The sequence below is a fragment of the Spirosoma fluminis genome (assembly GCF_054778895.1).
Genome location: NZ_BAAGZD010000002.1, coordinates 142,728 through 165,886, shown reverse-complemented (window position 1 = coordinate 165,886; position 23,159 = coordinate 142,728). Strand labels below are relative to the sequence as shown.

Sequence of the window (23,159 nt, the reverse complement as noted above, 5' to 3'; positions counted from 1 at the left end):
AAATTTGAGTTTCCAAAAAAACGAAACGTGGGTTAATCCCGGCATGAAACTCAATCTTCACCCAACAGACTTATTTGAAGACCGTCATCACGGTCAGACCGAAGCGGCTCAGGCTGAGATGCTGCAAACTATAGGCGTTACCAGCGTTGACGAACTGATTGATCAGACAGTGCCGGAAGCGATCCGGATCGATCATCCGCTGAACTTACCAGCTCCTAAGTCGGAGATGCAGTTTCTGACTGATTTTAAGAAGCTGGCTGAGCAGAATAAAGTTGCCAAATCGTACATCGGAACCGGCTATTACGATACCATTACGCCGAACGTAATTCTCCGGAATATTCTAGAAAATCCAGCCTGGTATACAGCCTACACGCCTTATCAGGCCGAAATTGCGCAGGGGCGGCTTGAGGCCCTCCTGAATTTTCAGACCGTAGTATCTGACCTGACGGGCATGGATCTGGCCAATGCGTCCCTGCTGGATGAAGCGACCGCTGCTGCTGAAGCCATGCACATGCTGTATGCTATGCGTCCGGCCGCGAAGAAATCGGCGAATACGTTTTTTGTGTCTGAACGTTGCCACCCACAAACGATTGACCTGCTGCAGACTCGGGCTACACCCATCGGCATTACCTTGCTGATTGGGGATCACCATACGGTTGATCTGACCAGTGGAGCCATTTTCGGTCTCCTGTTGCAATATCCGGCTTCGGATGGCGAAGTGTTCGATTACACCGACCTTATCGCTACTGCGCACGAACTAAACATCACCGTAGCGGTAGCCGCTGACCTGTTAGCGTTGACCCTGTTGACTTCTCCGGGTGAAATGGGCGCTGACGTAGTGGTTGGATCGGCGCAGCGATTTGGGGTACCGATGGGCTACGGTGGGCCTCACGCGGCTTTTTTTGCTACGCGTGATGCCTTCAAGCGTCAGATTCCGGGACGTATCATTGGGGTTTCGGTAGACGTTGAGGGTAAATCTGCCCTGCGTATGGCGCTCCAGACCCGGGAGCAGCATATCCGTCGCGAGAAAGCGACATCGAATATTTGTACAGCGCAGGTACTGCTGGCGGTTATGGCGAGCAGCTACGCCGTATACCATGGTCCGCAACGGCTTCGTAACATTGCCGAGCAGGTGCATGGACTGACCAAAGCATTCGCTACGGCGTTACGTTGGAATGGGTATGAGGTTGACACCGAAAATTACTTCGATACCGTAACGGTTAAGGTTAGTGATACTGAGTCCCTGAAAAAATCGGCTAAGGCCGCTCAGGTTAATCTGCGGTACCTGCCGGATGGCGAACACGTTGGCGTTTCGTTCGACGAAGCTAAGACGCTTCACGATGTCTCGGAACTACTGACCGTTTTCAACGTGAAGACGGATCTCGATGCAATCATCGACGAACTGGAAATTACGTGGCCCGAGCGGCTTGTGCGGCAGTCGGAGTATATGATGCACCCCGTATTCAATACGCACCATACTGAACATGAAATGCTGCGTTACCTTAAATCATTGGAGGAGAAAGATTTGTCGCTGGTCCATTCAATGATTCCCTTGGGTAGCTGTACGATGAAACTAAACGCTACGGCTGAGATGATTCCGGTAACGTGGCCGGAGTTCGGGAAAATTCACCCATTTGCGCCCAAAGACCAGACGGGTGGTTATCAGCAGTTATTTACTGACCTGAACAAGTGGCTTTGTGAAATTACGGGCTTCGCGGCTATGTCGCTTCAGCCGAACTCCGGCGCACAGGGCGAATACGCAGGCTTAATGGTCATCCGGGCATATCACGAAAGCCGGGGCGATCACCACCGGAACGTTTCTCTGATTCCGCAGTCGGCGCATGGCACGAATCCGGCCAGTGCCGTTATGGCTGGTATGAAGGTGGTTATCGTGAAATGCGATGAACGGGGTAACATCGACGTAGCGGATTTGAAGGCCAAAGCCGAGCAGTACAGCAACGACTTGTCGTGCCTGATGGTAACGTATCCGTCAACGCACGGTGTGTTTGAAAAAAGCATCAACGAAATATGTGACATCATCCATCAGCACGGCGGACAGGTGTATATGGACGGAGCCAACATGAACGCACAGGTTGGATTAACCTCACCGGCTAGCATTGGTGCCGATGTTTGCCACCTGAACCTGCACAAAACGTTCTGTATCCCGCACGGTGGCGGTGGCCCAGGTATGGGACCTATCGGTGTCGCTCCGCAGTTAGTGCCGTTCTTACCGGGTCATGCACTCGTGCCAACGGGAGGTGAGCAGGCCATTCATGCTATTTCAGCGGCTCCGTATGGCTCGGCCAGCATCCTGACAATCTCTTATGCATACATTGCCATGATGGGTGGCGAAGGCTTGACCAACGCAACGAAGCGGGCGATCCTGAATGCGAACTACATCAAAGCACGGCTGGAAGGGCATTACGATACGTTGTACACCGGTACGAACGGTCGTTGCGCCCACGAAATGATTATCGACTGCCGCCCGTTCAAGCAATCGGTTGGCATTGAGGTTGAAGACCTTGCCAAGCGGTTGATAGACTACGGTTTCCACGCACCGACCGTTTCGTTTCCGGTAGCGGGTACGATGATGATCGAGCCAACCGAGTCAGAATCGAAGGCCGAGCTTGACCGCTTCTGCGATGCCCTGATTGCGATTCGAAACGAAATTCGTGAGATTGAGAATGGCGAAGCTGACCGGGCTAATAACGTATTGAAGCACGCCCCTCACACCGCCAATATAGCCCTATCCGATGCCTGGGATCGGCCGTACAGCCGTGAGAAGGCCGTTTATCCGCTGCCTTACGTTCGTGCCCGTAAATTCTGGCCGAGTGTTAGCCGGATCGACTCGGCTTACGGCGATCGTAACCTCGTGTGTGCCTGTGTGCCAACCGATGCCTATGCAGCCGAAGTGGCTGAGGAAGCAGGTATGGAGCAGCAGGGCTAGCAGCCATTTGTCAATTTATAAAGTGGACGGTTGGCTTAACCAACCGTCCACTTTACGTTTAAACAATCCTCAATAAAAACGAATTGTATTCGTTAAAAATTAGACCCGCCAAAAAACTTCATATCTTGGCGGCCATGTCGGTTTCTGCTCATTACAATCTATGAAAATCAATACGTCGTCTGCGCTGCTGGTGGTATTGAGTGTAGCCCTTGGACTCTCGGGCTGTAACTCGGCCATGCAGGCGTACAAAAAAGGAGTTCGGCACTTCGACGCCGGGGAGTACAATATGGCCCTGGGCCAGTTTCAGAAAGCTACCAAGGGAGACATCGACCCCGCCCGTTTAAACTATTACGTTGCCGAATCCTACCGCTTGTCGAATCGGTTCGCTGAAGCGGCACCTTTCTACCAGAAAGCCATAGAGGCCGATACCAAAGAGATCGATGCGCATCTCAATTATGCCTACGCCCTGAAATCGCAGGGGAACTATGCCGGGGCGCTCGATCAGCTTCAGCAGTACGTTGCCAGTGCGCCCAAAACGACGCCTAAACCCGTGCTGGATAAAGCCCGACGTGAGATTGAAACGCTGAAGGCCATCGACATTATTGCCAAGAATAAGGCGCTCATTACGTTAAAAAATATGAGCAACCTGAACTCGCCTGGAACCGAATTTGCGCCGGTGATAAAAGGGGATGAGCTTGTCTTTACGGCCTCGCGCAAAGAACAGGTTTATAAAAACAACGGCTTGCCGATGCTGGGTTTATACAAAACCAAGCTGAACCAGACACCCGATGAAACGGGGAGTGCCGGACCGCCCGAGCCGTTTAGTACCAACGTTTTTCAGGGTGATGTGAACGAAGGAACACCGGCCTTCTCGAAAGACGGGAAGATGATGGTGTTTGCCCGCGGCAACAACGGGAAGCGGAAAGGTGGTCTGGACGTCGATTTATACCTCAGCCGACTGGGTGAAGGGAATACCTGGAGCCAGCCGCTGCGGTTGCCTATCAGCGATTCAACGGCATGGGACGGCTCACCGGCGTTCTCAGGAGATGGTAAAACGTTATATTTTGCCTCGAACCGCGCTGGCGGAGCGGGGGGCATTGACCTGTATCGGACGAGTATCGATGCGTCTGGGCGTTTTAGTCGTCCCGTAAATATGGGTCGCGATATCAATACGCCCGGTGATGAGATGTTTCCCTACGTAGCACCCGATGCCAAGCTTTACTTCGCGTCGGATGGCCATCCCGGTCTGGGTAAGCTGGACGTCTTTGTGGCAACGCGCTCGGGTGGCGTTACCCGAGTGGCGAACATGGGCCAACCGATCAACTCGCCAGCCGATGATTTTGGGCTGATTTATACGAAGCCAACCGAAGGGTATCTGGCCTCGAACCGTCCGGGTGGTAAAGGCGACGATGACATTTACTTCTTCCAGGAAGGCCCCGCCAGTGACACAACGACCATTGCGCAGAATCCCCCCAAAGACGCGCCCAAGACGGTACGTTATTTCCTGGCGGGAACGGTGTCTGCTAACGAAACGCCAGTGGCTCCGCTCGATTCGGCCAGGGTGCGGATCATCGACGATGCAAGCGGTCAGCCGATTGCGGAGGTGACAACGGGTCAGCCCGGTACGTTCGGAAAGTATCCGCTGCAGGAAGGTAAAGATTATACGATTCTGGCCGAGCGCAAAGGCTATCTGACGCGTCGGGAGCCGTTCACGATGCAGGGCAAAAGCATTCCGCAAATTTTCCTGACGAAAGCGCAGACGGATACTACGTTCAATGTGGCTATCCTGCTGGATAAGGCAACGCTGAACAAGACGTTTGTGCTAGAGAATATCTACTATGATCTCGATAAATTTAACATTCGTCCGGATGCGGCCGAGGAGTTGGATAAGCTAGTTACGATTTTAAAGGATAACCCGACTCTTAAAATTGAACTAAGCTCCCATACCGACGTTCGGGCTCCGGATGCGTATAACATGCGTCTGTCGCAGAACCGGGCAAAATCGGCAGTAGACTATATCGCGTCGAAGGGAATCGACGCCAGCCGACTCGTGGCTAAAGGATACGGCGAAACGCAGTTGATTGTCAAAAACGCGAAGACCGAGGAAGAACACCAGCGGAACCGGCGCACTGAATTTAAGATTCTCGAGTTATAGGGACGCTGCTGGCAGTCAGTAATATGCAAACTGACTGATTGTGCGAAAACACTATGCGAATGGGCTTGGTTGTTGAATAGACACCAAGCCTTTTTGTATGTATGAATAATGACAAATTGCGCCAGTTCTTCGTCGTTTTCGGCGTTGTATCTCTGATTATACTAAACTACCTGTCGAATGCGGGTGTCTTTGGCGGCCGAACGAACGGCGATGTCTCCGACAAATACCACACGTTTGTCACGCCAGCCGGTTACGCCTTTTCTATTTGGGGAATTATTTTTCTGGGACTATTAGCGTTTGCTGTTTATCAGGCACTACCCTCGCAACGAACGAATCCGCGTTTTCGAGCAGCTGGCTGGTGGGTTGTGCTGAATGCGTTTTGCAATGCGATCTGGAGCCCGCTTTTCAATAATGAGCAGATCGGCTTAGCATTACTCGTTATCCTGGTGATGTTGTTCTCGCTGGTCATTATTGAGCAACGGCTACTAGCCCGGCCCCACGTACCAGTTGTCGCGCCGGATTTAGACGCTACGTTACCGGAGTCGCCAGCTACGGCAGCAGAAACCTGGTTGGCTCGTATTCCGTTCTCAATTTATTTTGGGTGGGTAACGGTGGCTACCATTCTGAACGTATCGGTTTATCTGAAAGCCACCAACTTCAGTCTGATGGGATTGAGCGAACCAACCTGGGCGATGGCGGTTCTGGTTGTTGGTCTGGTGGTAGCTGCTTTCGTATTCAATCGATACCGCAGCATAACCTATATTCTTGTATTTGCCTGGGCATACGTTGCGATTGCTGTCGAAAACCAGGGATATAGCCAGATACAGGTGATTGCCGGTGCCGGAGCTATAGGCGCTGTCCTGTTGGCGATTACCGGTTTCATATCGCGTAAGACGCCGGTTTATTCATAACGATAAATACCAAAAGAAGGGCATCTCCTCAGAGTATATAACTTGAGGAGATGCCCTTCTTTAACGTGTTACGTTACGTTCAGACTACGCTTCGTCTTCCAGCACCGTAATGCTGTTGATTTTATCGCCCTGGCGAATCTGATCGATCACGTCCAAGCCCTCAACTACTTTGCCGAAAACGGTATGATTGCGGTCGAGGTGCTGCGTATTCTGGCGGTTGTGGCAGATGAAGAACTGAGAACCGCCCGTGTTACGGCCGCGGTGGGCCATCGACAATACACCCCGGTCGTGGTACTGGTTCTCGCCGGTTAATTCGCAGTCGATGGTGTAACCTGGGCCGCCCGCACCGGTTCCGGTAGGGTCCCCCCCCTGAATCATGAAATTTGGAATAACGCGGTGGAAGCTAATTCCGTTGTAAAAACCTTTCTTCGCGAGCGAGATAAAATTCTCAACCGCTTTTGGCGCGTCTTTGTCGAAGAATTCGATGAGCATCGTGCCCTTATCGGTATTCATTTGTGCCTTTGGCATAGCTGACTTGTTTTAATAAGCGTATCAAACCGACCATACATGGTCGGTTTACCAGACTGCAAAATTACAACGATTTACGTCAAAGGTCAGCCAAGACTTAGGCACAGGGACTGATTTGACGGAAAAGCTGCCTTGAGACGTATCGAAACCTTTCCTAACTTTCCGGCTGTTACGTCCATTGGTCGTTCCTACGCGTCATCACTGTGGAAAATCAGGCAATACCCGATTATAATAACCTGCCCGACTTTTTGAAGGCGGTAAAATCTATCGGTGCGACCAACCGTTGCTTTGCTATTTTCTGCCAGTGAAATTCTAAAACACACCTATTCCAGCCCTGCTCATTAGGATTGTGGGTAAGTTAGCAGCATTGCAGACGCCATCTGGTATTATCCAGCGTATTAATATTCCGGTTATATTCGTTATCCAGGACTGGGTAAAAAGTACCTTCGATCGTTTGAGGATAGGCATTTTGTTTACCGCCTTGCTGGTTTCCTTCTGATGATCAAGGCTCGATCTTGCGGTATCTGTTCATTATCAGTGCTAGTTTCCCCAGTGCTTCAGGCGACATGATCCGAATGTTGTTTCTGACGGGTAATGATTTAGTATTGCGTCGTTGATGGGCGCAATTATGAGCGTAGGGGTAGCAACGGCGAACAGTATTCTGCTGGTCAGCTTTGCCAAAGCTTATCTGCCTGAGGTAAGTGGGGATAAAACCACCCTCGAAATAGACTGAACGCGTTTACGGCCTATTCGGATGACTGATATTGCCATAATTATTGGTACGCTGCCTATGTCGTTAGGAGTAGGCGAAGGTGGTGAACCGAACGCTGGTGTCGCCTGGTTCTGGGCAGCCTTTGTTCACCATCTCCGGGCTGGGTATGTTGCGCGTAGTTGTCAATGTGCCGCAGACATAGTTTCAGTATGTAAAGACTGGCCTATCGGCTACCGTCGTGGTGACTGAGTTGAAAAATCGATTATTTACTGGTAAAGTTGTCAGGACCTCTGGTACCTTGCGGAGTGAATCGCGGACGTTACTCGCTGAGGTCGCCATTCCGAACCCCAGACAGGAAATACCGTCTGGTCTGTACAGTCAGGTTAAATTCAACATGATTGCTGTTAACGCTCCGGTACTGATACCGGCCAACGCCCTGCACATAACTCCCCAGGGCCCGCGCGTTGTGATTGCCGAAGCGGATGAGCGGGTTCGATTCGTTCCCATCACAATCGGCCGCGACTATGGAACAACCCTCGAAGCATCGACGGGTCTGACTGGTCAGAAATACGTCGTAACTAACCCGAATGATCGATCGCCTGCGCGATGGGCAAAAAGTGCGCCTTCGTCAGGTAAATACCCAGAAAATCGTAGCTCAACGATGAAGCAGTTTATAACATTCAGTGCTTTTTTCCTCTTTCTTGACGTATGCGCTATGGCGCAGACAAACCCATTGAATGCGCCGGGGGGAGCCGTAACGGTTCAGCCGGGAGCTGCTCCGACTGGTGCAACGGGTACGGTTCAGCCGCAGCCATCCAGAACGGATTCATCGCCGACTACTGTAACAGGTGCAGCAGTCAATCCAAACGAATCAACTTCGGCTCTTAGCATTAGTGGATTCCGACGCTTTGGCGATCCCATGCTTGAATCCCTGATTCAGCTGGGGCTTGCCAACAGTCCGAACTTGAAAGCTGCGCTGAGCCGGCTCGAAGAAGCCCGCATCCGTGTGCGGGTAGCGCAGTCGTTCTTGTCGCCATCCCTGCGTAGCTCGGTGCTGATAACCACGCAGAGCCTGTCGGAGCGCCGACCCCTATCTGTGCCAAATCAAGCAGACTTACTGCCCCGGTTTCAATTGAATACGTTTCAGTTGTTGCCAATCGACGCCAGCTACGAGCTTGATCTGTTTAAACGCATTCGGAGCAGCATTGCAGTCGCCGATTTACAGGCGCAGGCCAGCGACGCCGATTTTCAGTCGTTTCGGCTGACACTCGCGTCGGATATTGCCCGCACGTATCTGCTGATACGCGGCAACGATGCTGAGCAGGCCGTATTTCGTCGGAATATTCAGGCCAGGGATACGACATTGTCTATCCTCCGCGAACGTTTTCGGGTTGGCCTTATCAACCAGATTGACGTGCAGCGGGCCGAAACGGATTATGCCGGGTTACGGGTGACCCTGAAAGGGCTTGAACGCTCCCGCGTTGAACTGGTAAACGGACTCGCGCAGCTCTGCGCCCAGGACCCGACTCAGTTCAATGTTCCAGCCGGTACATTGCCAACCGCCGGATTAACGTATCCCTACGCCAGCGTATCGGTTGAGCAGCTACAGCGTCGACCGGATCTGGTCCAGTTCATTCGGCAAAACCAGATTGCAGCAGCTCAGGTTACCCTCCAGCAGGCCAGCACCCAGCCCAGAGTAACGCTGGTCGGGTCGGGGGGCGTCCTGTCGGGACGTATCGGCCCCTGGTTTACGCCAAGTAGCGCTACGTACATCGTAGGCGTCAATGCTTCAGTACCGCTTTATGAAGGACACCGGGCTCGTCAGAACATCGCCTTATCGAAACAACTGGCTCAAACGAGTCAGCAGACGTATCAGCAGGCCGTACAATTGGCCCAGCGCGACGCCGAAACCGCTCTAGATAACCTCACGCTGTTACGTCAGCAAATCGATTTGCAGCAACAGACACTGGCGTTGGCCCGTCGGACGGAGCAGTATAACCGGGAGCTGTACGTGCGGGGTTTGGCTACGTATCTGGAAGTGCTCGACGCCCAGCGAACCATCCTGACCACCGAACAGCAGTTGGTGCAGCTTCGCAGCCAGGAAGCGCAGTACGCCGTGGCTCTGCTCCGGGCAATTGGAGGAGATTATTAAATCAATCTGGATGTCAGTAAACTAAGCTCTCGAATTAAGCTACAACTCAATAGCTTTCCTGAACTTTTCTGGCTTAAATCAGTAAGAATATGGCAACTTTGCTGTAGCATTCTCTATTCTACTTGATTAATGCCAATGAATCACACGTATGTTATTATAATGGCTGGAGGGGTCGGAACGCGATTCTGGCCGTTCAGCCGGACGAGTTATCCCAAGCAGTTTCACGATGTATTAGGTACTGGCCGGACCTTGCTTCAACAAACGGCCGATCGGTTTGACGGCGTTTGCCCGCCCGAAAACATCTTTATCGTTACCAGTGCGCTTTATAAAGACCTTTGTCAGCAGCAGTTACCTCAGCTCACCGACGACCAGGTTTTGTGTGAACCGATTGCCCGCAATACGGCTCCCTGCATCGCCTACGCCTGTTACAAAATTGCGCAGCGCGATCCAGAGGCAAACATCGTTGTGGCCCCAGCCGACCATATCATTTTAAAGGAAGACGAGTTTAAGCGGACCATCCAGGTTGCCCTCGACTCGACAAAGAACCAGGATATTCTGGTAACGCTGGGTATTCAGCCGAGCCGCCCCGATACGGGCTATGGCTATATTCAGTACATTCCCGAGTCGGGCAATACGATTAAAAAAGTAAAAACGTTTACAGAGAAGCCTCATCTTGAATTAGCCCAGCAGTTTGTCGAAAGCGGTGAGTTTGTCTGGAACGCGGGTATCTTCGTCTGGAATGTACAGGCAATTATTAAAGCATTTGAAGCTTACCTGCCCGAAGTCGCTGAGATCTTTGAAGAAGGCAGGGAGGCCTACTATACCGACCGCGAAGAAGCCTTTATCGAGAAAGCATACTCACTTACCAGAAGTATTTCGATCGATAATGGCGTAATGGAAAAAGCTGCTAATGTGTACGTAGTACTAAGTGACTTCGGCTGGTCGGATTTAGGGACGTGGAAATCGCTGTATGAGGCATCGACCAAAACCAGCGATCAGAACGTAGTGGATGGGCACGTCATGCTGTACGACACCAAAAACTGCATCATCAAAACTCCCAAAGATCGGTTAGTCGCCATCAACGGGCTCGATGGATTCATTGTGGCCGAATACGACAACGTACTCATGATCTGCCGGAAAGAAGACGAGCAGAAAGTGAAGGCGTTTGTAGCCGACGCCAAAGATCAGGGCACACAATTTGTATAAGCAACCTTATAGGGCCAGCCTTCTTAAACAAATGGGCTGGCCCCACAAGGTTGCGTATTAGAACAATCTACGAAGCCGTATATTCGTTGGCTGTATGAATTGGTGGTATAATCCGTGAAGAACGTTTTCCTTTACTTTTTGACGTCAATGCTCGCGGCAGGTGCGCTCGCGGGCTGCAAAGATGATCAGGCCGAATTTTCGCCCGGAGCGGGGGATCCGCGCATCACGGGTACCTGGCAGCTTCTGGAACGCCGGTTCATTAAGGACTCAACCTACACGGTTCGGGTGGATAGCCTGAACACTCCGCGCGATACCAGTTTTTATGCCCTCAAACGGTATACGCCCATCAATGCGCAGACGTTAACGTTCAGCGCGGATGGTAAACTGGCCGCATCTGGCGCGGAAATGACTTATTATTACCCAATACGCTACTTCCGGGTCGATTCAACCAGCCTCGATGGACTGGGCGTTACGTTATTCATCAATACCAATCGGGCTAATATTCCGTTCCGCCAGAATATAGCGTTCCGGCAGGATACGCTGGTTATTCTGCCCCGCTGTGCCGAAGGGCAATGCGACGAAGGCTACTACCTCAAACTGTTACGTGTCCGGTAGCAACCTTCTGCATCTGCATTAGTGCTGCACTCCGCTTTGCCAGCCCTGGGCACGAATCGGCGTCTGCTGACCCGCCTTGGTGGCCAAAACAACCTGCGTCGGATCGGCCGTTAGGTAGCCAATGGCGGTAATACGGGCATTCGATGCCAGTTTCTCGAATGCCTGGGGCCGAACGGTAAAGAGTAATTCATAATCCTCTCCGCCGTTCAGGGCGCACGTAATCGGGCTGATTTTAAACTCCTCCGCGGCCAAGTGCGTCTGATCGTCGATGGGAAGGTTCTCGTCGAAGATGACAGCACCGGTGCCTGACTGACGACATAAGTGAAGTAGTTCCGACGCTAATCCATCCGAAACGTCAATCATCGCCGTAGGTCTGATACCCAGGTCGCGCAGTTCATGCACAATGTCCGTGCGCGCATCCGGGCGAAGCTGCCGCTGGATCAGATACGCTCGCTCTTCCGAAAGATTCGGCTGCATGTTCGGGTCGGCCAGATACACTTGCTTTTCGCGCTCCAGCAGTTGTAAACCCAGATAAGCGGCTCCCAGATCGCCGGTTACGCAAACAACATCGTTCGCCTGGGCCGTATTGCGATACGTAATCAGATCTTTTGAAACTTTTCCCATAACCGAAACCGAAATAATTAGCCCCGACCGGGAAGACGTCGTATCGCCCCCTACTAAGTCGATTTTATACGACTCGCAGGCGGCCCGTATGCCTTCGTACAGCTCGTCGACGGCTTCTACCGGAAATCGGCTGCTAAGCCCAACGCCAACCGTTATCTGTAACGGTAGTCCGTTCATCGCGGCAATGTCCGAAACGGCGAACGTAACGGCTTTATAGCCAAGGTGTTTAAGGGGGACGTAGGTCAGGTCAAAATGAATGCCCTCGATGAGCAGATCCGTTGCCAGCAGACCATAGTTGTCACCCCAGTCGAACACGGCCGCATCGTCGCCAATACCGCGCACGGTTTCCGGGTGCGCAGGCGAGGGCGTTGCCTGCCGAATCCGTTCGATCAAACCAATTTCTCCGAGGTTGTTGAGGTCAGTCATCTGTTGGTTATAATGTCAATCAGCAATACACTTTATAAACAATAAAGCCGTTCCGCTTGGTTACGGAACGGCTCAGAAATAAAATTGGTTTACCAACTCTTACGGATTCGACAGCGTGTACACATTCGTTGTGCCGCCGGTTTTCTGGCTGGTCGTTGTCCGGGTCAGCTTTAATTCGGTATCACTGATGCTGTTGATGGTAAACTCAATAGTACCATTCGTTCCGGTTGGGACAGGGGTCAGGTTAGTCAGTACAAGGCGATCATCCGATGGAACAGAATATTGGCCTCTAAAGGTGTTTCCGTCAAACTCGGTATAGGAAGCAGTTGGGGCTGAACTCAGATCAAGCTTGAAGTTGGTGTAGTTACGAACATTGGCAGTACCTCCCCGCGTATAAACCGTTTGAGTGTTTTCGTCTACAACACGGGCTGTCCATACTTTGGCAATGCGTTCAGAAACAGGTGGGGTCTTATCGCCGTTGCAGCTCGTCAGTAAACTAATAAGGGTTATTACCGAAAGGAAAGCAAGAAATGGAATCTTTCTCATGGTCAATCGATGCGTGTAAACTAAAGTGGCTAAAGTTACGCTAATTTTGTTGTCACCGTCAAAAACGATGCCTATTTATTCATCCGTTTGACTAAACGGACAGACAATGCTCACTAACCCCGATTTGTTAATCCCATACAGTCGTGCTCAGCTTGCTTTACGTAACGGTCAGGACCGCGACGAGATCTGGTGTGCCTACGCCGGTATCATCTATGACGTATCAGCATCACGCCTTTGGCGACGGGGTAAACACTACGAACACTGGGCCGGGCAGGACCTCACCGCCGAACTCGCCGATGCGCCCCATGCCGAATGGGTTTTCGACCGTTTTCCGGTGGTGGGGCGGCTGCTTTAACAACCAATCTTAATCCGTATCTTCTCATGCTCATTGCCGATAGCGGCTCTACTAAAACTGACTGGCGGATCGTTGCCGCCGATGGTTCGACTCGGGCTATTCATACCGACGGATTTAACCCGTATTATCAAACCAGCGAGCAGATAGAAGCGGCTCTCCGGGTGCAGCTTTTGCCGTCTATAAGTGGTAACGACGTAACAAAGGTTTTCTTTTATGGCGCCGGATGCAGCGGGCCTTCTGCTAATGACATTGTTGCCAAGGCATTGCGAGCGGTGCTGCCGACTCTGCAAACGGTTTCGGTGAACAGCGATATGCTGGGTGCGGCCAGAGGGGCGGCTGGCCATGAACCGGGTATTGTCTGTATTCTCGGCACGGGGTCCAACGCCTGTTGTTACGATGGTCAGCAAATTACGCGGGGTATTCAGTCATTGGGGTTCTGGCTCGGTGATGAAGGTAGCGGAGGATACCTGGGGAAAACGCTGGTTCGGGATTTTTTTCAGGAACGGTTACCCGACGACCTGCGCGACATGTTTCAGGAACGTTACGCGCTTGATCGGGCGACGTTACTGGAAAACGCTTATCAGAAACCCTATCCAAACCGGTATTTTGCTTCGTTCACCTCGTTCTTGTCCGAGCATCTGGCCCATCCATACATAACCCGGCTGATAACGGATGCTTTCGTTCAGTTTTTTACTACGTACGTAAGCCGCTTTCCGGAAGCAGGTGAGTGGCCAGTTCACGTGGTCGGATCGATCGGTTATTACTTTCCGGAACCGTTACGTAGAGCCTTAACTCAGATTGATTTAAGAATGGGTCGCATTCTGAAAGCTCCCGCCGACCAATTAGTTGCGGTCCACCAAAAACACTGACTTTACACAGTCGGTTGTTAATCAAGCGGCCTACTTGCCGTACTTTTGCATTATGGTCGGAGCATTATGCCCGTAGGTTGAAGCAAATGATTTGGTTAAACGGATTACGCGGGGCTTCAAACGACCATTGACAACCTGAGAATAGTATAATGGCAAATCGGTATTTTTTAAAAGTAAAGGAGGTTGTTCGCGAAACAGCCGACGCCGTAACGATAACCTTCTGGCACCCCATCAATGAAGAGGTGCGTTATCAACCCGGTCAATTTTTAACATTCCTGCTCACCATAAACGGTCAGAAAATTCGGCGTTCCTATTCCATGGCGTCGTCTCCTCATGTAGACGTATCACTGGCCGTTTCGGTGAAGCGGGTGCCGGGTGGCCTGGCATCGAATTATCTCTGCGATCGGATCAAAGCCGGAGACATTGTCGAAACGCTTGATCCGATGGGAACCTTCACGCCTAAGCTCGACCCACAGAATCGCAGGACGCTGGTATTGGTTGGAGCCGGTAGCGGTATTACGCCTTTGTTTTCGATGGCAAAGTCGGCCCTGCACGTCGAACCCAATAGCCGGGTCTGGCTTATTTACGGCAACCGAAATCAGGCATCCATCATCTATAAAGCCCACCTCGATGCGATGGAACAGGCCTATGGGCGGTCGCGCTTCCAGGTTACGCACGTATTAAGTCAACCCGATGCCGGATGGACGGGTCTGGAAGGGCGTCTGAATCAGCATACACTTACGAAGCTGTTGGACCAGATGCCTGCGGCCGATCGTCAGAACGCCAGCTTTTATCTGTGCGGTCCCGATGGTATGATGGCTGAAGCGCGCTCGGCTCTGGCTTTAGTCGGCGTTTCTGCCGAACGCGTTTTCAAAGAAAGTTATGTCACGGCTCCTGTACCGGCTGGCGATGTCGTTGAAGAGCCGCTAACGGCCGACGATGAAGGATCGCCGGAGGTAACGGTTATTTACGAAGGCAGTGAGTATAAGTTCGCCGTGGCTCCGCATCAGACCATTCTGGAGGCCGCTTTAGATCTGGATATTGACTTGCCCTATTCCTGTCAGGCGGGTATGTGTACCGCCTGCATGGGACGATGCACATCGGGTAAGGTCAAACTGGACGAAGAGGATGGGCTGTCGGACTCGGAACTCAAAGCGGGGTACGTCCTGACCTGCGTAGCCCATCCCGTTGGGCGTGACGTAATAATTGAGATAGAGTAAACCTCAAAAAAGGACCGAATTGATTTCGGTCCTTTTTTGAGGTAGATACGGGTTTAATGTTGCTTCTTTACTTTAGGTGGAGGGGCTAAGGCCGGGCTAGAGCGTAAGGCGGGTGGTGTTGGTGCCAGCGCGGGTGCAGTAGGTATAACACGATCCGGAACGGGAGCAACCCGTGGAGCAGGCGGTATAACCGCGGCCGGGGCCAGAGCCGGGCGGGGAGCGCGCCGTGAGCGCGCGGGAATGCCCGGTATGGCTGGCATTGGGATGTTCAGGCCAGTCAACCCTTCATGCTGGGCGCTCAACTGGGTCGCATACTGGTTCATCTGGATCGCTAGCTCCTCAGCCTGACGTTCCAGCTTGTCGAGCGGCTCCTGCGTTTCGTTGATCTTCTGCTCGATACCCTTAATTTGCTTGTTCAGCTCTTCAATGCCTATTTCCTGTTTTTTGATTTCTGGTTCCAGAGCTTCTAACTGCTTCTCGATTTCGGCCTGATTGAGCTTTTGCTTACTATCCGCGTACAGGAGCTGACGGTGTTTATCGAGCAAACTGCTTCGTTTTTCGGCCAGTTTATTCTTCCGCCATTCCAGTACCTCCCGGCTTCGTTCCGATTCCTCTACCGGAAACCGAAGTTTTTCCATCTGGAGACGTATCGCTTCGGCCTGCTGAGCATTTTTTTCCATAAGCTGACTCAAACTGTCTACCTGATGCTGGCGCAGCGAACGTAGTCGGTTCAGCGAGTCAGAAGAAGCGGGCGACAAGGCTGGAAAGGTACCCACCGAAGCCATCGCATCGTTGATAATGGCACTGTAATCAACTTTAGCTAAACCTTCGACCATTGCGTCAGGGCTAAGTGGAACATTCTCTAAAGCTGAAGCAACGATGTTGTCGTAGTCAATATGGGCAAGGCTTTCTGATAAGGCCTTCATTCCGGTATCGAAGCCGACGTTCGTTTCAATAATGGTGAGCAGAATGTCACGATCGGGTTGATTAACGTCATCAAGCGAAAGCTGTCCTGCCATAACTTGATCAAGCTGCTGTTGAAGCTTAGCCACTCGGGTAGCGGGCAACTTCTGACCTTTCCAGATAACGTAGCTTACCTTTTGCTTATCAGTCATACCATACTCAGTACCGTTTCCCGCTTTATGGCGCCGTGTCGTTTTTTGTTGCGTTGCCTGCGGCTTAGGCCGAGGATTCTGTTGCTGTACTGCGTATACCGACGCGCTCACCAGAAGCAAAGTTGCCAGCGTAAGCCCGGCCAGTCGATTGTTCGATACAAAAGGCTGCGTTGGAACCCCAAGCATACGCCGAACCCGGTGCAGCAGCTGCTTCCGCTTCGAGACAAACGCCATCGCCAGGGTAGGGGTCTGATACACTTGAGCGAGTCGTAATTCTTCAACGCGGGCCAACGCCTGGGCTAAAATCCGACCATCACCTCCGCAAGCCTGAACGGCCAGATCGTCGCAGCAATGTTCCCGTTCTTCCCGTACTCGCGCGGATAGCCACCACAGGGCCGGGTGAAAAAAGTATAATACCTCAACTACCGATTGCAGCAAATTTACTCCGTAGTCGAACCGCTTGACATGGGCCAGTTCATGGGCCAAAACAGCCTCCAGCTCACGTAATGACAAATTCGTTGCTAGGCTAACCGGCAGCAAAACGACCGGCTTAAGAACACCAATGACCATAGGAATGGCAATTTGCGCCGACTCTTTCACTTGTACGGCCATACGAATACCAAGCGAAGCCCGTAGGCGGTCGCTCAGCTCGATCCAGGCCGTTACGGATCGGCCCGATACACGGCTCAACCGTTGCAGATACACCCAGCCACCAATTAGGCGCAACCCGAAGGCGGCAACACCGATCAGGTAAGCCAGAACAAGCTCGGCGAGGTGATTTTCCAGAAATTGCTGAACGTATTGCGGCCAGGATACAGTCTGGGCTACCGTCTGCCAATGAATAGAAACCGCAGGTTGAATCGCACTTCTGGTAAAAACGAGTTCGCTGGCAGACGGAGATGGCCTATAACACCAAACGAACGTAATAACCGAAGTCAGCACCTGAACAAACAGCGTTACTACGCCAATGCGGTACCGAAAGGCACTGGACCGACTCCGGAAGATGTGTAAAGCCAGCGCGGCAGACAGAACGAGCGCGAAGCCCTGCCAGATGGCATGTAGCAGCGACCAGCCTAAATCATAAGCAACCGGACTGGTCAGAAAATCAATGGCGTTCATCGGCTGAATTAATCTGGTTTAAAAGGGTTTTGATTTCATCTAACTCCTCACGCGATGCCTTATGCTGGCCTAATACCTGCATAACCAGTTTCGACGCTGACCCGCGAAAAGCCGTTTCAACAAAGCGGTCGACCAGATTACGTTGGGTATCTTCTTCGCTCACTGCGGCCGAATACAGGTGTGATTTCGCTTCGGCATCACGCGTTACCAGCCCTTTCTCGTGCATAATCTGCATCAATTTAAGGGCCGTCGTATAACCAATGTCCCGGTTTTCGCTTAGCTTTTCGTGAACTTGGCGTACGGTGCTGGAACCACTGGCCCAGAGCACATGCAGAATCTCTAATTCAGAGTCGGTTGGCTTCATAGTTGATCTACGAATAATTTCGTAGTAAACCTATACGAAGTTTTTCGTAGATGCAAATATGCGAACAAAAAACTTTTACAATGGCTTATAATAGTGGCTATACGTTTTCAAGATTTTATTAAATGATCGGTATGCACTCTAACGAAACCCTTCAACTTCCTGCCCGTCCGGACCGACGATTTATTGGTGATGAATTAACCTTAACGAGTTGGGACGATGTCAGACCACTCTACGACGATTTACTGAATCGAACGATACAGAATGCCTCGGATCTACGCCAGTGGTTGCTCGACCGCAGCGAACTGGAATCGTATTTATCCGAAAATTTTGCCTGGCGCTACATCCGAATGACGTGCGACACGGCCAATGAAGAACTGATTAATCAGCTCAATTTCTTCATCGCCGAAATTCAGCCTCCCATGACCACCTACGGTAACGATCTTGACCTAAAAGCGGTTAATAGCCCGTTTCTGAGCCAGCTAACCGACGAAGGCTACGACGTAATGGTACGGGGCATGAAGAAGGCCATAGACATATTCAGAGAGAAAAACATTCCATTGCAAACCGAACTCCAGACCGAAGAGCGGAAGTATGGAGCCATTGCGGGGGCCATGACCGTCGTAATTAACGGTCGGGAAATGACCTTGCCGGAAGCCAGCGATCTCCTCCAGTCGACCGATCGGGCCGTACGGGAAGAAGCCTGGCGCAAAATCTGGGAACGCCGTTATAAAGACCACGAAGCCCTCGACGAACTCTTCGATCGGTTACGCGATCTGCGTCATCAGGTGGCGTTGAACGCGGGTTTCGCCAACTTCCGGGATTATTCGTTTGCCGCGCTGGGCCGGTTTGATTATACACCCCAGGACTGTGTTAACTTTCACGAATCGGTTGCCGATGCCGTTGTACCCCTGCTGAATACGCTTGCCAACGAACGTAAAGAAAAGCTGGGCGTAGAGCCGCTACGTCCGTGGGACGCTAAAGTCGATGTGGAAGGTCGTCTGCCCCTGAAGCCCTTCGCTACAGGCGCGGAAATGGTCGAAAAAACCATTACCTGCTTCGACCGGCTCGACCGGGAACTGGGCGATGATTTACGCATCATGCGCGCGATGGGCCACCTCGATCTGGAGTCCCGAAAAGGAAAGGCACCGGGTGGGTATAATTATCCGCTGGAAGAAATCGGTGTGCCGTTCATATTTATGAACGCTACGTCCAGTCTGCGCGATCTGGTCACGATGGTTCACGAAGGTGGTCATGCGGTGCACTCGTTTCTGACGCGCGACTTACCGTTGAAAGCGTTCCGGAACCCACCGATGGAAGTTGCAGAGCTAGCTTCTATGAGTATGGAACTCCTCTCCATGGATCACTGGGACGTATTTTTCGAGAATCCCGAAGAGCTGCGTCGCGCGAAACTTCAGCATCTCGAATCGATCATTGAAACGTTGCCCTGGGTGGCGACGATCGACAAGTTTCAGCACTGGATCTACGAAAATCCGACCCATACGATCAGCGAACGGCGCGAGAATTGGATACGTATCTACGAGCAGTTTGCTGATAACGTAACAAACTGGAGCGGCTTTGCCTATTACAAAGAGTATATCTGGCAGCGTCAATTGCACCTGTATGAAGTGCCGTTCTATTACATCGAGTACGGTATAGCGCAACTAGGGGCGATTGGCGTATGGCGCAATTACCGGCGTGACCCGGAGGCTGGCTTAGCGGGGTACAAACGAGCGTTGAGTCTGGGCTATAAAGCACCCATTCGGGCGATTTACGCTGCGGCTGACGTACCCTTCGACTTTTCGCAGGCTTACATCCGCGAGCTAATGGGCTTTGTAAATGGCGAGATTAAATCGTTGAGCCAGCGGTAAAGGCGGTAAAGGAATAAGCCGGAAGAAGAGATAAACCAAAAAAACTCTTCGTTTACGGCTGACGACTAGTGACTATTCATTAATTTTGCCGAATCAATTCGTAATCAAGTGGCTATGAAACGCGTATTCAGTGCAGGTTTGTTGGTCGCGGCAGTATTGTCGCTCGCATCCTGCGACTATCAAAAATACAATACTATTCGCCAGAAGGACGTCCGGGCTAATGATTTCAGAGCCGACTACCGCGCTGGTGATCCTGAAGTGTACGGAACCGGCAAAGATTCGGCGGCTGTACAGACTAAATATAAGTACACGCCTAATCCGGAACTGGAAGGCCGTACGCAGAAAATTCGCGAAAAACTGTTCGGCGCGGGTACAATCGGCGAAGGCGCTTAAGTAATTTTAATAGATCTTGAAAGCGATGAGTGAGCGTTCCGGCGCTGGCTTATCGCTTTTATTTTGCCGTTACCTAACACTAAGTTTATCTACCTACGAATATAATTTTTTGTGTTACTTTGTCGGCAAAACGAATTGATTAATAGTATTTTTCTGTTGATAAAATTTAATTAGGCCTGAAATACGCTATGAAAATTGCATTGGTTACTGGGTCAGCTGGCTTGATTGGTAGCGAAGCCGTTGCTTTTTTTGCTGATAAATTTGACTTGGTCGTTGGTATTGACAACAATATGCGGCAATACTTCTTCGGGGCTGATGGCTCTACGGAATGGAACCGCAGCCGGCTGGCCGAAGCATACTCGAATTATGAGCATCGTGCTGCTGATATCCGGGAAGTCGCGCAACTGGAAACCATTTTTAAGGAATTTGGGTCTGATATAAAACTTGTCCTGCATACAGCCGCTCAGCCAAGCCATGACTGGGCCGCTCGTGAGCCGTTCACGGATTTTGGCGTTAATGCCGTCGGTACGCTGAACATGCTGGAGATGACCCGGCTGCACAGTCCCGAAGCGGTGTTCATCTTTACGTCGACGAATAAAGTATACGGCGATAATCCGAACTTCCTGCCACTGATTGAAACCGAAACCCGTTGGGAAATCGACCAGAATCATCCTTATTTCGAAAACGGGATCGATGAGTACATGAGTCTTGACCATACGAAGCACTCTGTCTTTGGCGCATCGAAGGTCGCGGCTGATATTATGGTGCAGGAATACGGTCGGTATTTCGGCATGAACACCGGTGTTTTCCGGGGGGGCTGCTTGACCGGGCCTAATCACTCGGGTGCCCAGTTGCACGGGTTCTTATCGTACCTGATGAAGTGCGCAATTACGGGCAATCAATACACCATTTTTGGTTATAAAGGCAAGCAGGTACGCGACAACATCCACAGCTGGGATCTGGTGAATATGTTCTGGCATTTCTACCAGAATCCGCGGCCGGGCGAAGTCTATAACGCAGGCGGTGGCCGATACGCAAACTGCTCCATGCTGGAAGCCATTGCGCTTTGCGAAGAAATTTCGGGCAACAAAATGAATTATCAATACTCTGAAACAAACCGGAGTGGTGATCATATCTGGTATATTTCCGATCTGACCAAGTTCAAACAACACTACCCGGACTGGAACTGGACGTACGATCTGAAAGAAACGATGATCCAGATTCACGACAGCATGGCTGCTCGGTTGGCAGTCGTAAAATAAGCATCTGTAACGCTACTTTACGAGCTATACATTCATAGGTCAGCACCCGGATGCGCCAGCGTCCGGGCTATTTTATGCCCCGTTTTGATACATATCCGGTTATCTATTGGCTAATTACGTACGGTCTGTGCTGGGGGTTGGTGTGGGTAAGCAGTAGACTACGGATCAGTAACCGGATATTCATTGCTTCCGCGCTGGGCTTGTTGTTTCTGCTGCGGTTACCCAGCATCGTATACAACTACGAGATCAATCCGGACGAGAGTCAGATCATTACCCAGGCGCTTACGCTCCATTACGATCCGGTATACTTCAGAGCCGTAGATGGGACCACCGGTGGCCCGCTGGACAGCTATTTTTTAATCCTGCCCTCATTGTTGGGACTTCCCTTCGATTACATCACAGCGCATCTGACCGCCTTCGGACTCATTGCCGTCTGTTTGTATCTGCTCTTCAAAACGGCATCGCTCTGGTTTGGCGAAGAGGCTGCCCGACTAGCTCTACTACCCCTGGTGTTCGTACTTGGGCTAACGCAGTCCGGTGATTTTCTTCATTACAATAGCGAACTGGTGCCGCTCGTCCTGTTAAGCGGAAGTTACTACCTCTATGCAAAATTGGAAAGCGAACGACCGTTCAGCATCTGGCGTATTGCGTTGATCGGCTTGTTGCTGGGTATGGTTCCATTTGGAAAGTTACAGGCCGCACCTATGGCCGCCGTCGTTGGCTTATTTACGCTGTTGACGGTTTTTAAGGCAACCCGCCTGCGCATTTCCGAAAAACTTGGCCGGGTAGCTGTACTTATCGGGAGTAGCCTGCTGTTTCCGGCGGTATTTACCAGCCTGACCTGGCTTAACCAGGTATATGACGATTTTGTTACGTTCTATCTGGTTGGAAATCTTCGTTACGCCAGCGACACGAATCAACTGCAAAGCATCCTGCGCTTACCTGAGTTTTTTCGCAGCGGTGAATCGTTTGACTGGTTCATTAAATTATCCCTGCTGGTTTGGGTTGCAGGAGTAGTGTATGCTTTACGGCGCACAAACGAACGTAGCAGAGCTGGCGGGTGGCAACGGATCGGGTTCAGCGTTACGTTGCTGATCGCCACGATCTTCGCCATTACCCGAACGGGGTCGGAGTATATTCACTACCTGTTTTTTCTGACGGGGCCACTTGTATTCGGAGCGGCTTACGGCTGGAGTCAACTGTCGACGTTTAGGCAACGAAGCCGTTGGATAGAGCCCGCTATCATGGGTACTTTTCTCGTTCTCTTCGCCGTTCAGGTACTGGTCAGGCATCGACAGGCTGTTCCCTTGAATCGCTACCCGTCGGAGTGGCAGCAGGGCTGGGTCGTTCAGCCATCACCGGTCTCTAAAGAAATTGCTAAATATGCCCAACCGGGCGAAAAGCTGGTGGTGTGGGGCTGGCGCTGTGATTATTACGTGCAGACGCAGATGCCGCAGGGAGTTGCGGAGAATCATACCATCCGGAGTGGCTTCAAACATCCGATGCAGGCAATCTATCAGAAACGGTACGTGCGCGATTTCGTTCGCTCGTTTCCTCCCGTTTTTGTTGATGCGGTGGGCAGTCGGAATCTGTGGATGACCGATCGGAAAACGCAGGGCCACGAAATTATCAAACCACTTGGCAAATTTATTGCCGCCCATTATCGCTACGTAGGGCTGGTCGACGATACCCGTTTATACGTTCGTCGGGATCGTATCCGGCCTTCGCCATTGGAGACCGATCATCCTTTGGCCGAGAAGTAGCCGGTAAAA

The 23,159-nt window shown here is 51.5% G+C and carries 18 protein-coding genes; 13 read left to right on the top strand and 5 right to left on the bottom strand.

Features of this window, described 5'->3' with window-relative positions; all coding sequences use genetic code 11:
- Positions 1-43 precede the first annotated feature (43 nt).
- The 3 genes from gcvP (at position 44) to ACYVBJ_RS01125 (ending at position 6,013) form a co-directional block, all read left to right on the top strand.
- The gene (gcvP, locus tag ACYVBJ_RS01135) at positions 44-2,947 is read left to right on the top strand and encodes an aminomethyl-transferring glycine dehydrogenase (RefSeq protein WP_460980464.1); all 2,904 of its coding nucleotides are present in this window, start codon (positions 44-46) and stop codon (positions 2,945-2,947) included.
- A gap of 160 nt (positions 2,948-3,107) precedes the next feature.
- Positions 3,108-5,102 (top strand): OmpA family protein, encoded by a 1,995-nt coding sequence (locus tag ACYVBJ_RS01130; RefSeq protein WP_460980463.1) that lies wholly within the window; start codon positions 3,108-3,110, stop codon positions 5,100-5,102.
- A 101-nt stretch (positions 5,103-5,203) separates the two neighbouring features.
- A complete protein-coding gene (locus ACYVBJ_RS01125; protein ID WP_460980462.1) occupies positions 5,204-6,013 on the top strand; it encodes a TspO/MBR family protein in 810 nt (269 codons plus the stop codon).
- Positions 6,014-6,097: 84 nt separating this feature from the next.
- Here ACYVBJ_RS01125 and ACYVBJ_RS01120 read toward each other — a convergent pair whose 3' ends face one another.
- Positions 6,098-6,541, bottom strand: coding sequence for a peptidylprolyl isomerase (locus ACYVBJ_RS01120; protein ID WP_460980461.1), 444 nt, complete (start codon positions 6,539-6,541; stop codon positions 6,098-6,100).
- Positions 6,542-7,914: 1,373 nt separating this feature from the next.
- Here ACYVBJ_RS01120 and ACYVBJ_RS01115 point away from each other — a divergent pair.
- The 3 genes from ACYVBJ_RS01115 (at position 7,915) to ACYVBJ_RS01105 (ending at position 11,226) form a co-directional block, all read left to right on the top strand.
- Positions 7,915-9,405, top strand: coding sequence for an efflux transporter outer membrane subunit (locus ACYVBJ_RS01115; protein ID WP_460980628.1), 1,491 nt, complete (start codon positions 7,915-7,917; stop codon positions 9,403-9,405).
- A 135-nt stretch (positions 9,406-9,540) separates the two neighbouring features.
- Positions 9,541-10,611, top strand: coding sequence for a mannose-1-phosphate guanylyltransferase (locus tag ACYVBJ_RS01110; protein ID WP_460980460.1), 1,071 nt, complete (start codon positions 9,541-9,543; stop codon positions 10,609-10,611).
- Positions 10,612-10,758: 147 nt separating this feature from the next.
- Complete coding sequence (locus ACYVBJ_RS01105) at positions 10,759-11,226, top strand: hypothetical protein (protein ID WP_460980459.1); 468 nt, start codon at positions 10,759-10,761, stop codon at positions 11,224-11,226.
- Positions 11,227-11,244: 18 nt separating this feature from the next.
- On the opposite strand, the gene thiL is transcribed toward ACYVBJ_RS01105, so the two are convergent.
- Entirely contained in the window at positions 11,245-12,276 is a 1,032-nt protein-coding gene (thiL, locus tag ACYVBJ_RS01100) for a thiamine-phosphate kinase (RefSeq protein ID WP_460980458.1), read from the bottom strand.
- A 99-nt stretch (positions 12,277-12,375) separates the two neighbouring features.
- The gene (locus tag ACYVBJ_RS01095; protein WP_460980457.1) at positions 12,376-12,822 is read right to left on the bottom strand and encodes a hypothetical protein; all 447 of its coding nucleotides are present in this window, start codon (positions 12,820-12,822) and stop codon (positions 12,376-12,378) included.
- Positions 12,823-12,928: 106 nt separating this feature from the next.
- On the opposite strand from ACYVBJ_RS01095, the gene ACYVBJ_RS01090 reads away from it, so the two are divergent.
- The 3 genes from ACYVBJ_RS01090 (at position 12,929) to ACYVBJ_RS01080 (ending at position 15,266) form a co-directional block, all read left to right on the top strand.
- Entirely contained in the window at positions 12,929-13,177 is a 249-nt protein-coding gene (locus tag ACYVBJ_RS01090) for a cytochrome b5 domain-containing protein (protein ID WP_460980456.1), read from the top strand.
- Between the two features lie 26 nt (positions 13,178-13,203).
- Positions 13,204-14,046: a BadF/BadG/BcrA/BcrD ATPase family protein gene (locus tag ACYVBJ_RS01085; RefSeq protein WP_460980455.1), complete on the top strand. Its 843-nt coding sequence runs from the start codon at positions 13,204-13,206 to the stop codon at positions 14,044-14,046.
- 149 nt (positions 14,047-14,195) lie between these two features.
- Positions 14,196-15,266: a 2Fe-2S iron-sulfur cluster-binding protein gene (locus ACYVBJ_RS01080; RefSeq protein ID WP_460980454.1), complete on the top strand. Its 1,071-nt coding sequence runs from the start codon at positions 14,196-14,198 to the stop codon at positions 15,264-15,266.
- Between the two features lie 53 nt (positions 15,267-15,319).
- Here the strand turns inward: ACYVBJ_RS01080 and ACYVBJ_RS01075 are convergent, their stop codons facing one another.
- Together ACYVBJ_RS01075 and ACYVBJ_RS01070 are read right to left on the bottom strand one after the other, a co-directional pair.
- Positions 15,320-17,500, bottom strand: a complete 2,181-nt coding sequence (locus ACYVBJ_RS01075) for a M56 family metallopeptidase (RefSeq protein ID WP_460980453.1) — start codon at positions 17,498-17,500, stop codon at positions 15,320-15,322.
- Entirely contained in the window at positions 17,487-17,864 is a 378-nt protein-coding gene (locus ACYVBJ_RS01070) for a BlaI/MecI/CopY family transcriptional regulator (RefSeq protein ID WP_460980452.1), read from the bottom strand. Before ACYVBJ_RS01070 ends, ACYVBJ_RS01075 begins: the two co-directional genes overlap by 14 nt.
- A 131-nt stretch (positions 17,865-17,995) precedes the next feature.
- Here ACYVBJ_RS01070 and ACYVBJ_RS01065 point away from each other — a divergent pair, with 131 nt between their 5' ends.
- The 4 genes from ACYVBJ_RS01065 (at position 17,996) to ACYVBJ_RS01050 (ending at position 23,150) form a co-directional block, all read left to right on the top strand.
- The gene (locus ACYVBJ_RS01065; RefSeq protein ID WP_460980451.1) at positions 17,996-19,732 is read left to right on the top strand and encodes a M3 family oligoendopeptidase; all 1,737 of its coding nucleotides are present in this window, start codon (positions 17,996-17,998) and stop codon (positions 19,730-19,732) included.
- 114 nt (positions 19,733-19,846) lie between these two features.
- Positions 19,847-20,125 (top strand): hypothetical protein, encoded by a 279-nt coding sequence (locus ACYVBJ_RS01060; RefSeq protein ID WP_460980450.1) that lies wholly within the window; start codon positions 19,847-19,849, stop codon positions 20,123-20,125.
- Positions 20,126-20,313: 188 nt separating this feature from the next.
- On the top strand, positions 20,314-21,387 hold the full coding sequence (locus ACYVBJ_RS01055; RefSeq protein WP_460980449.1) for an NAD-dependent epimerase/dehydratase family protein: 1,074 nt from the start codon (positions 20,314-20,316) through the stop codon (positions 21,385-21,387).
- A gap of 50 nt (positions 21,388-21,437) precedes the next feature.
- On the top strand, positions 21,438-23,150 hold the full coding sequence (locus tag ACYVBJ_RS01050) for a hypothetical protein (RefSeq protein WP_460980448.1): 1,713 nt from the start codon (positions 21,438-21,440) through the stop codon (positions 23,148-23,150).
- Positions 23,151-23,159 lie beyond the last annotated feature (9 nt).

Bases quoted from the DNA above. Each gene is read 5' to 3' on its own strand.
- gcvP (WP_460980464.1), top strand. From the start codon at position 44: ATGAAACTCAATCTTCACCCAACAGACTTATTTGAAGACCGTCATCAC.
- ACYVBJ_RS01130 (WP_460980463.1), top strand. From the start codon at position 3,108: ATGAAAATCAATACGTCGTCTGCGCTGCTGGTGGTATTGAGTGTAGCC.
- ACYVBJ_RS01125 (WP_460980462.1), top strand. From the start codon at position 5,204: ATGAATAATGACAAATTGCGCCAGTTCTTCGTCGTTTTCGGCGTTGTA.
- ACYVBJ_RS01120 (WP_460980461.1), bottom strand. From the start codon at position 6,541: ATGCCAAAGGCACAAATGAATACCGATAAGGGCACGATGCTCATCGAA.
- ACYVBJ_RS01115 (WP_460980628.1), top strand. From the start codon at position 7,915: ATGAAGCAGTTTATAACATTCAGTGCTTTTTTCCTCTTTCTTGACGTA.
- ACYVBJ_RS01110 (WP_460980460.1), top strand. From the start codon at position 9,541: ATGAATCACACGTATGTTATTATAATGGCTGGAGGGGTCGGAACGCGA.
- ACYVBJ_RS01105 (WP_460980459.1), top strand. From the start codon at position 10,759: ATGCTCGCGGCAGGTGCGCTCGCGGGCTGCAAAGATGATCAGGCCGAA.
- thiL (WP_460980458.1), bottom strand. From the start codon at position 12,276: ATGACTGACCTCAACAACCTCGGAGAAATTGGTTTGATCGAACGGATT.
- ACYVBJ_RS01095 (WP_460980457.1), bottom strand. From the start codon at position 12,822: ATGAGAAAGATTCCATTTCTTGCTTTCCTTTCGGTAATAACCCTTATT.
- ACYVBJ_RS01090 (WP_460980456.1), top strand. From the start codon at position 12,929: ATGCTCACTAACCCCGATTTGTTAATCCCATACAGTCGTGCTCAGCTT.
- ACYVBJ_RS01085 (WP_460980455.1), top strand. From the start codon at position 13,204: ATGCTCATTGCCGATAGCGGCTCTACTAAAACTGACTGGCGGATCGTT.
- ACYVBJ_RS01080 (WP_460980454.1), top strand. From the start codon at position 14,196: ATGGCAAATCGGTATTTTTTAAAAGTAAAGGAGGTTGTTCGCGAAACA.
- ACYVBJ_RS01075 (WP_460980453.1), bottom strand. From the start codon at position 17,500: ATGAACGCCATTGATTTTCTGACCAGTCCGGTTGCTTATGATTTAGGC.
- ACYVBJ_RS01070 (WP_460980452.1), bottom strand. From the start codon at position 17,864: ATGAAGCCAACCGACTCTGAATTAGAGATTCTGCATGTGCTCTGGGCC.
- ACYVBJ_RS01065 (WP_460980451.1), top strand. From the start codon at position 17,996: ATGCACTCTAACGAAACCCTTCAACTTCCTGCCCGTCCGGACCGACGA.
- ACYVBJ_RS01060 (WP_460980450.1), top strand. From the start codon at position 19,847: ATGAAACGCGTATTCAGTGCAGGTTTGTTGGTCGCGGCAGTATTGTCG.
- ACYVBJ_RS01055 (WP_460980449.1), top strand. From the start codon at position 20,314: ATGAAAATTGCATTGGTTACTGGGTCAGCTGGCTTGATTGGTAGCGAA.
- ACYVBJ_RS01050 (WP_460980448.1), top strand. From the start codon at position 21,438: ATGCGCCAGCGTCCGGGCTATTTTATGCCCCGTTTTGATACATATCCG.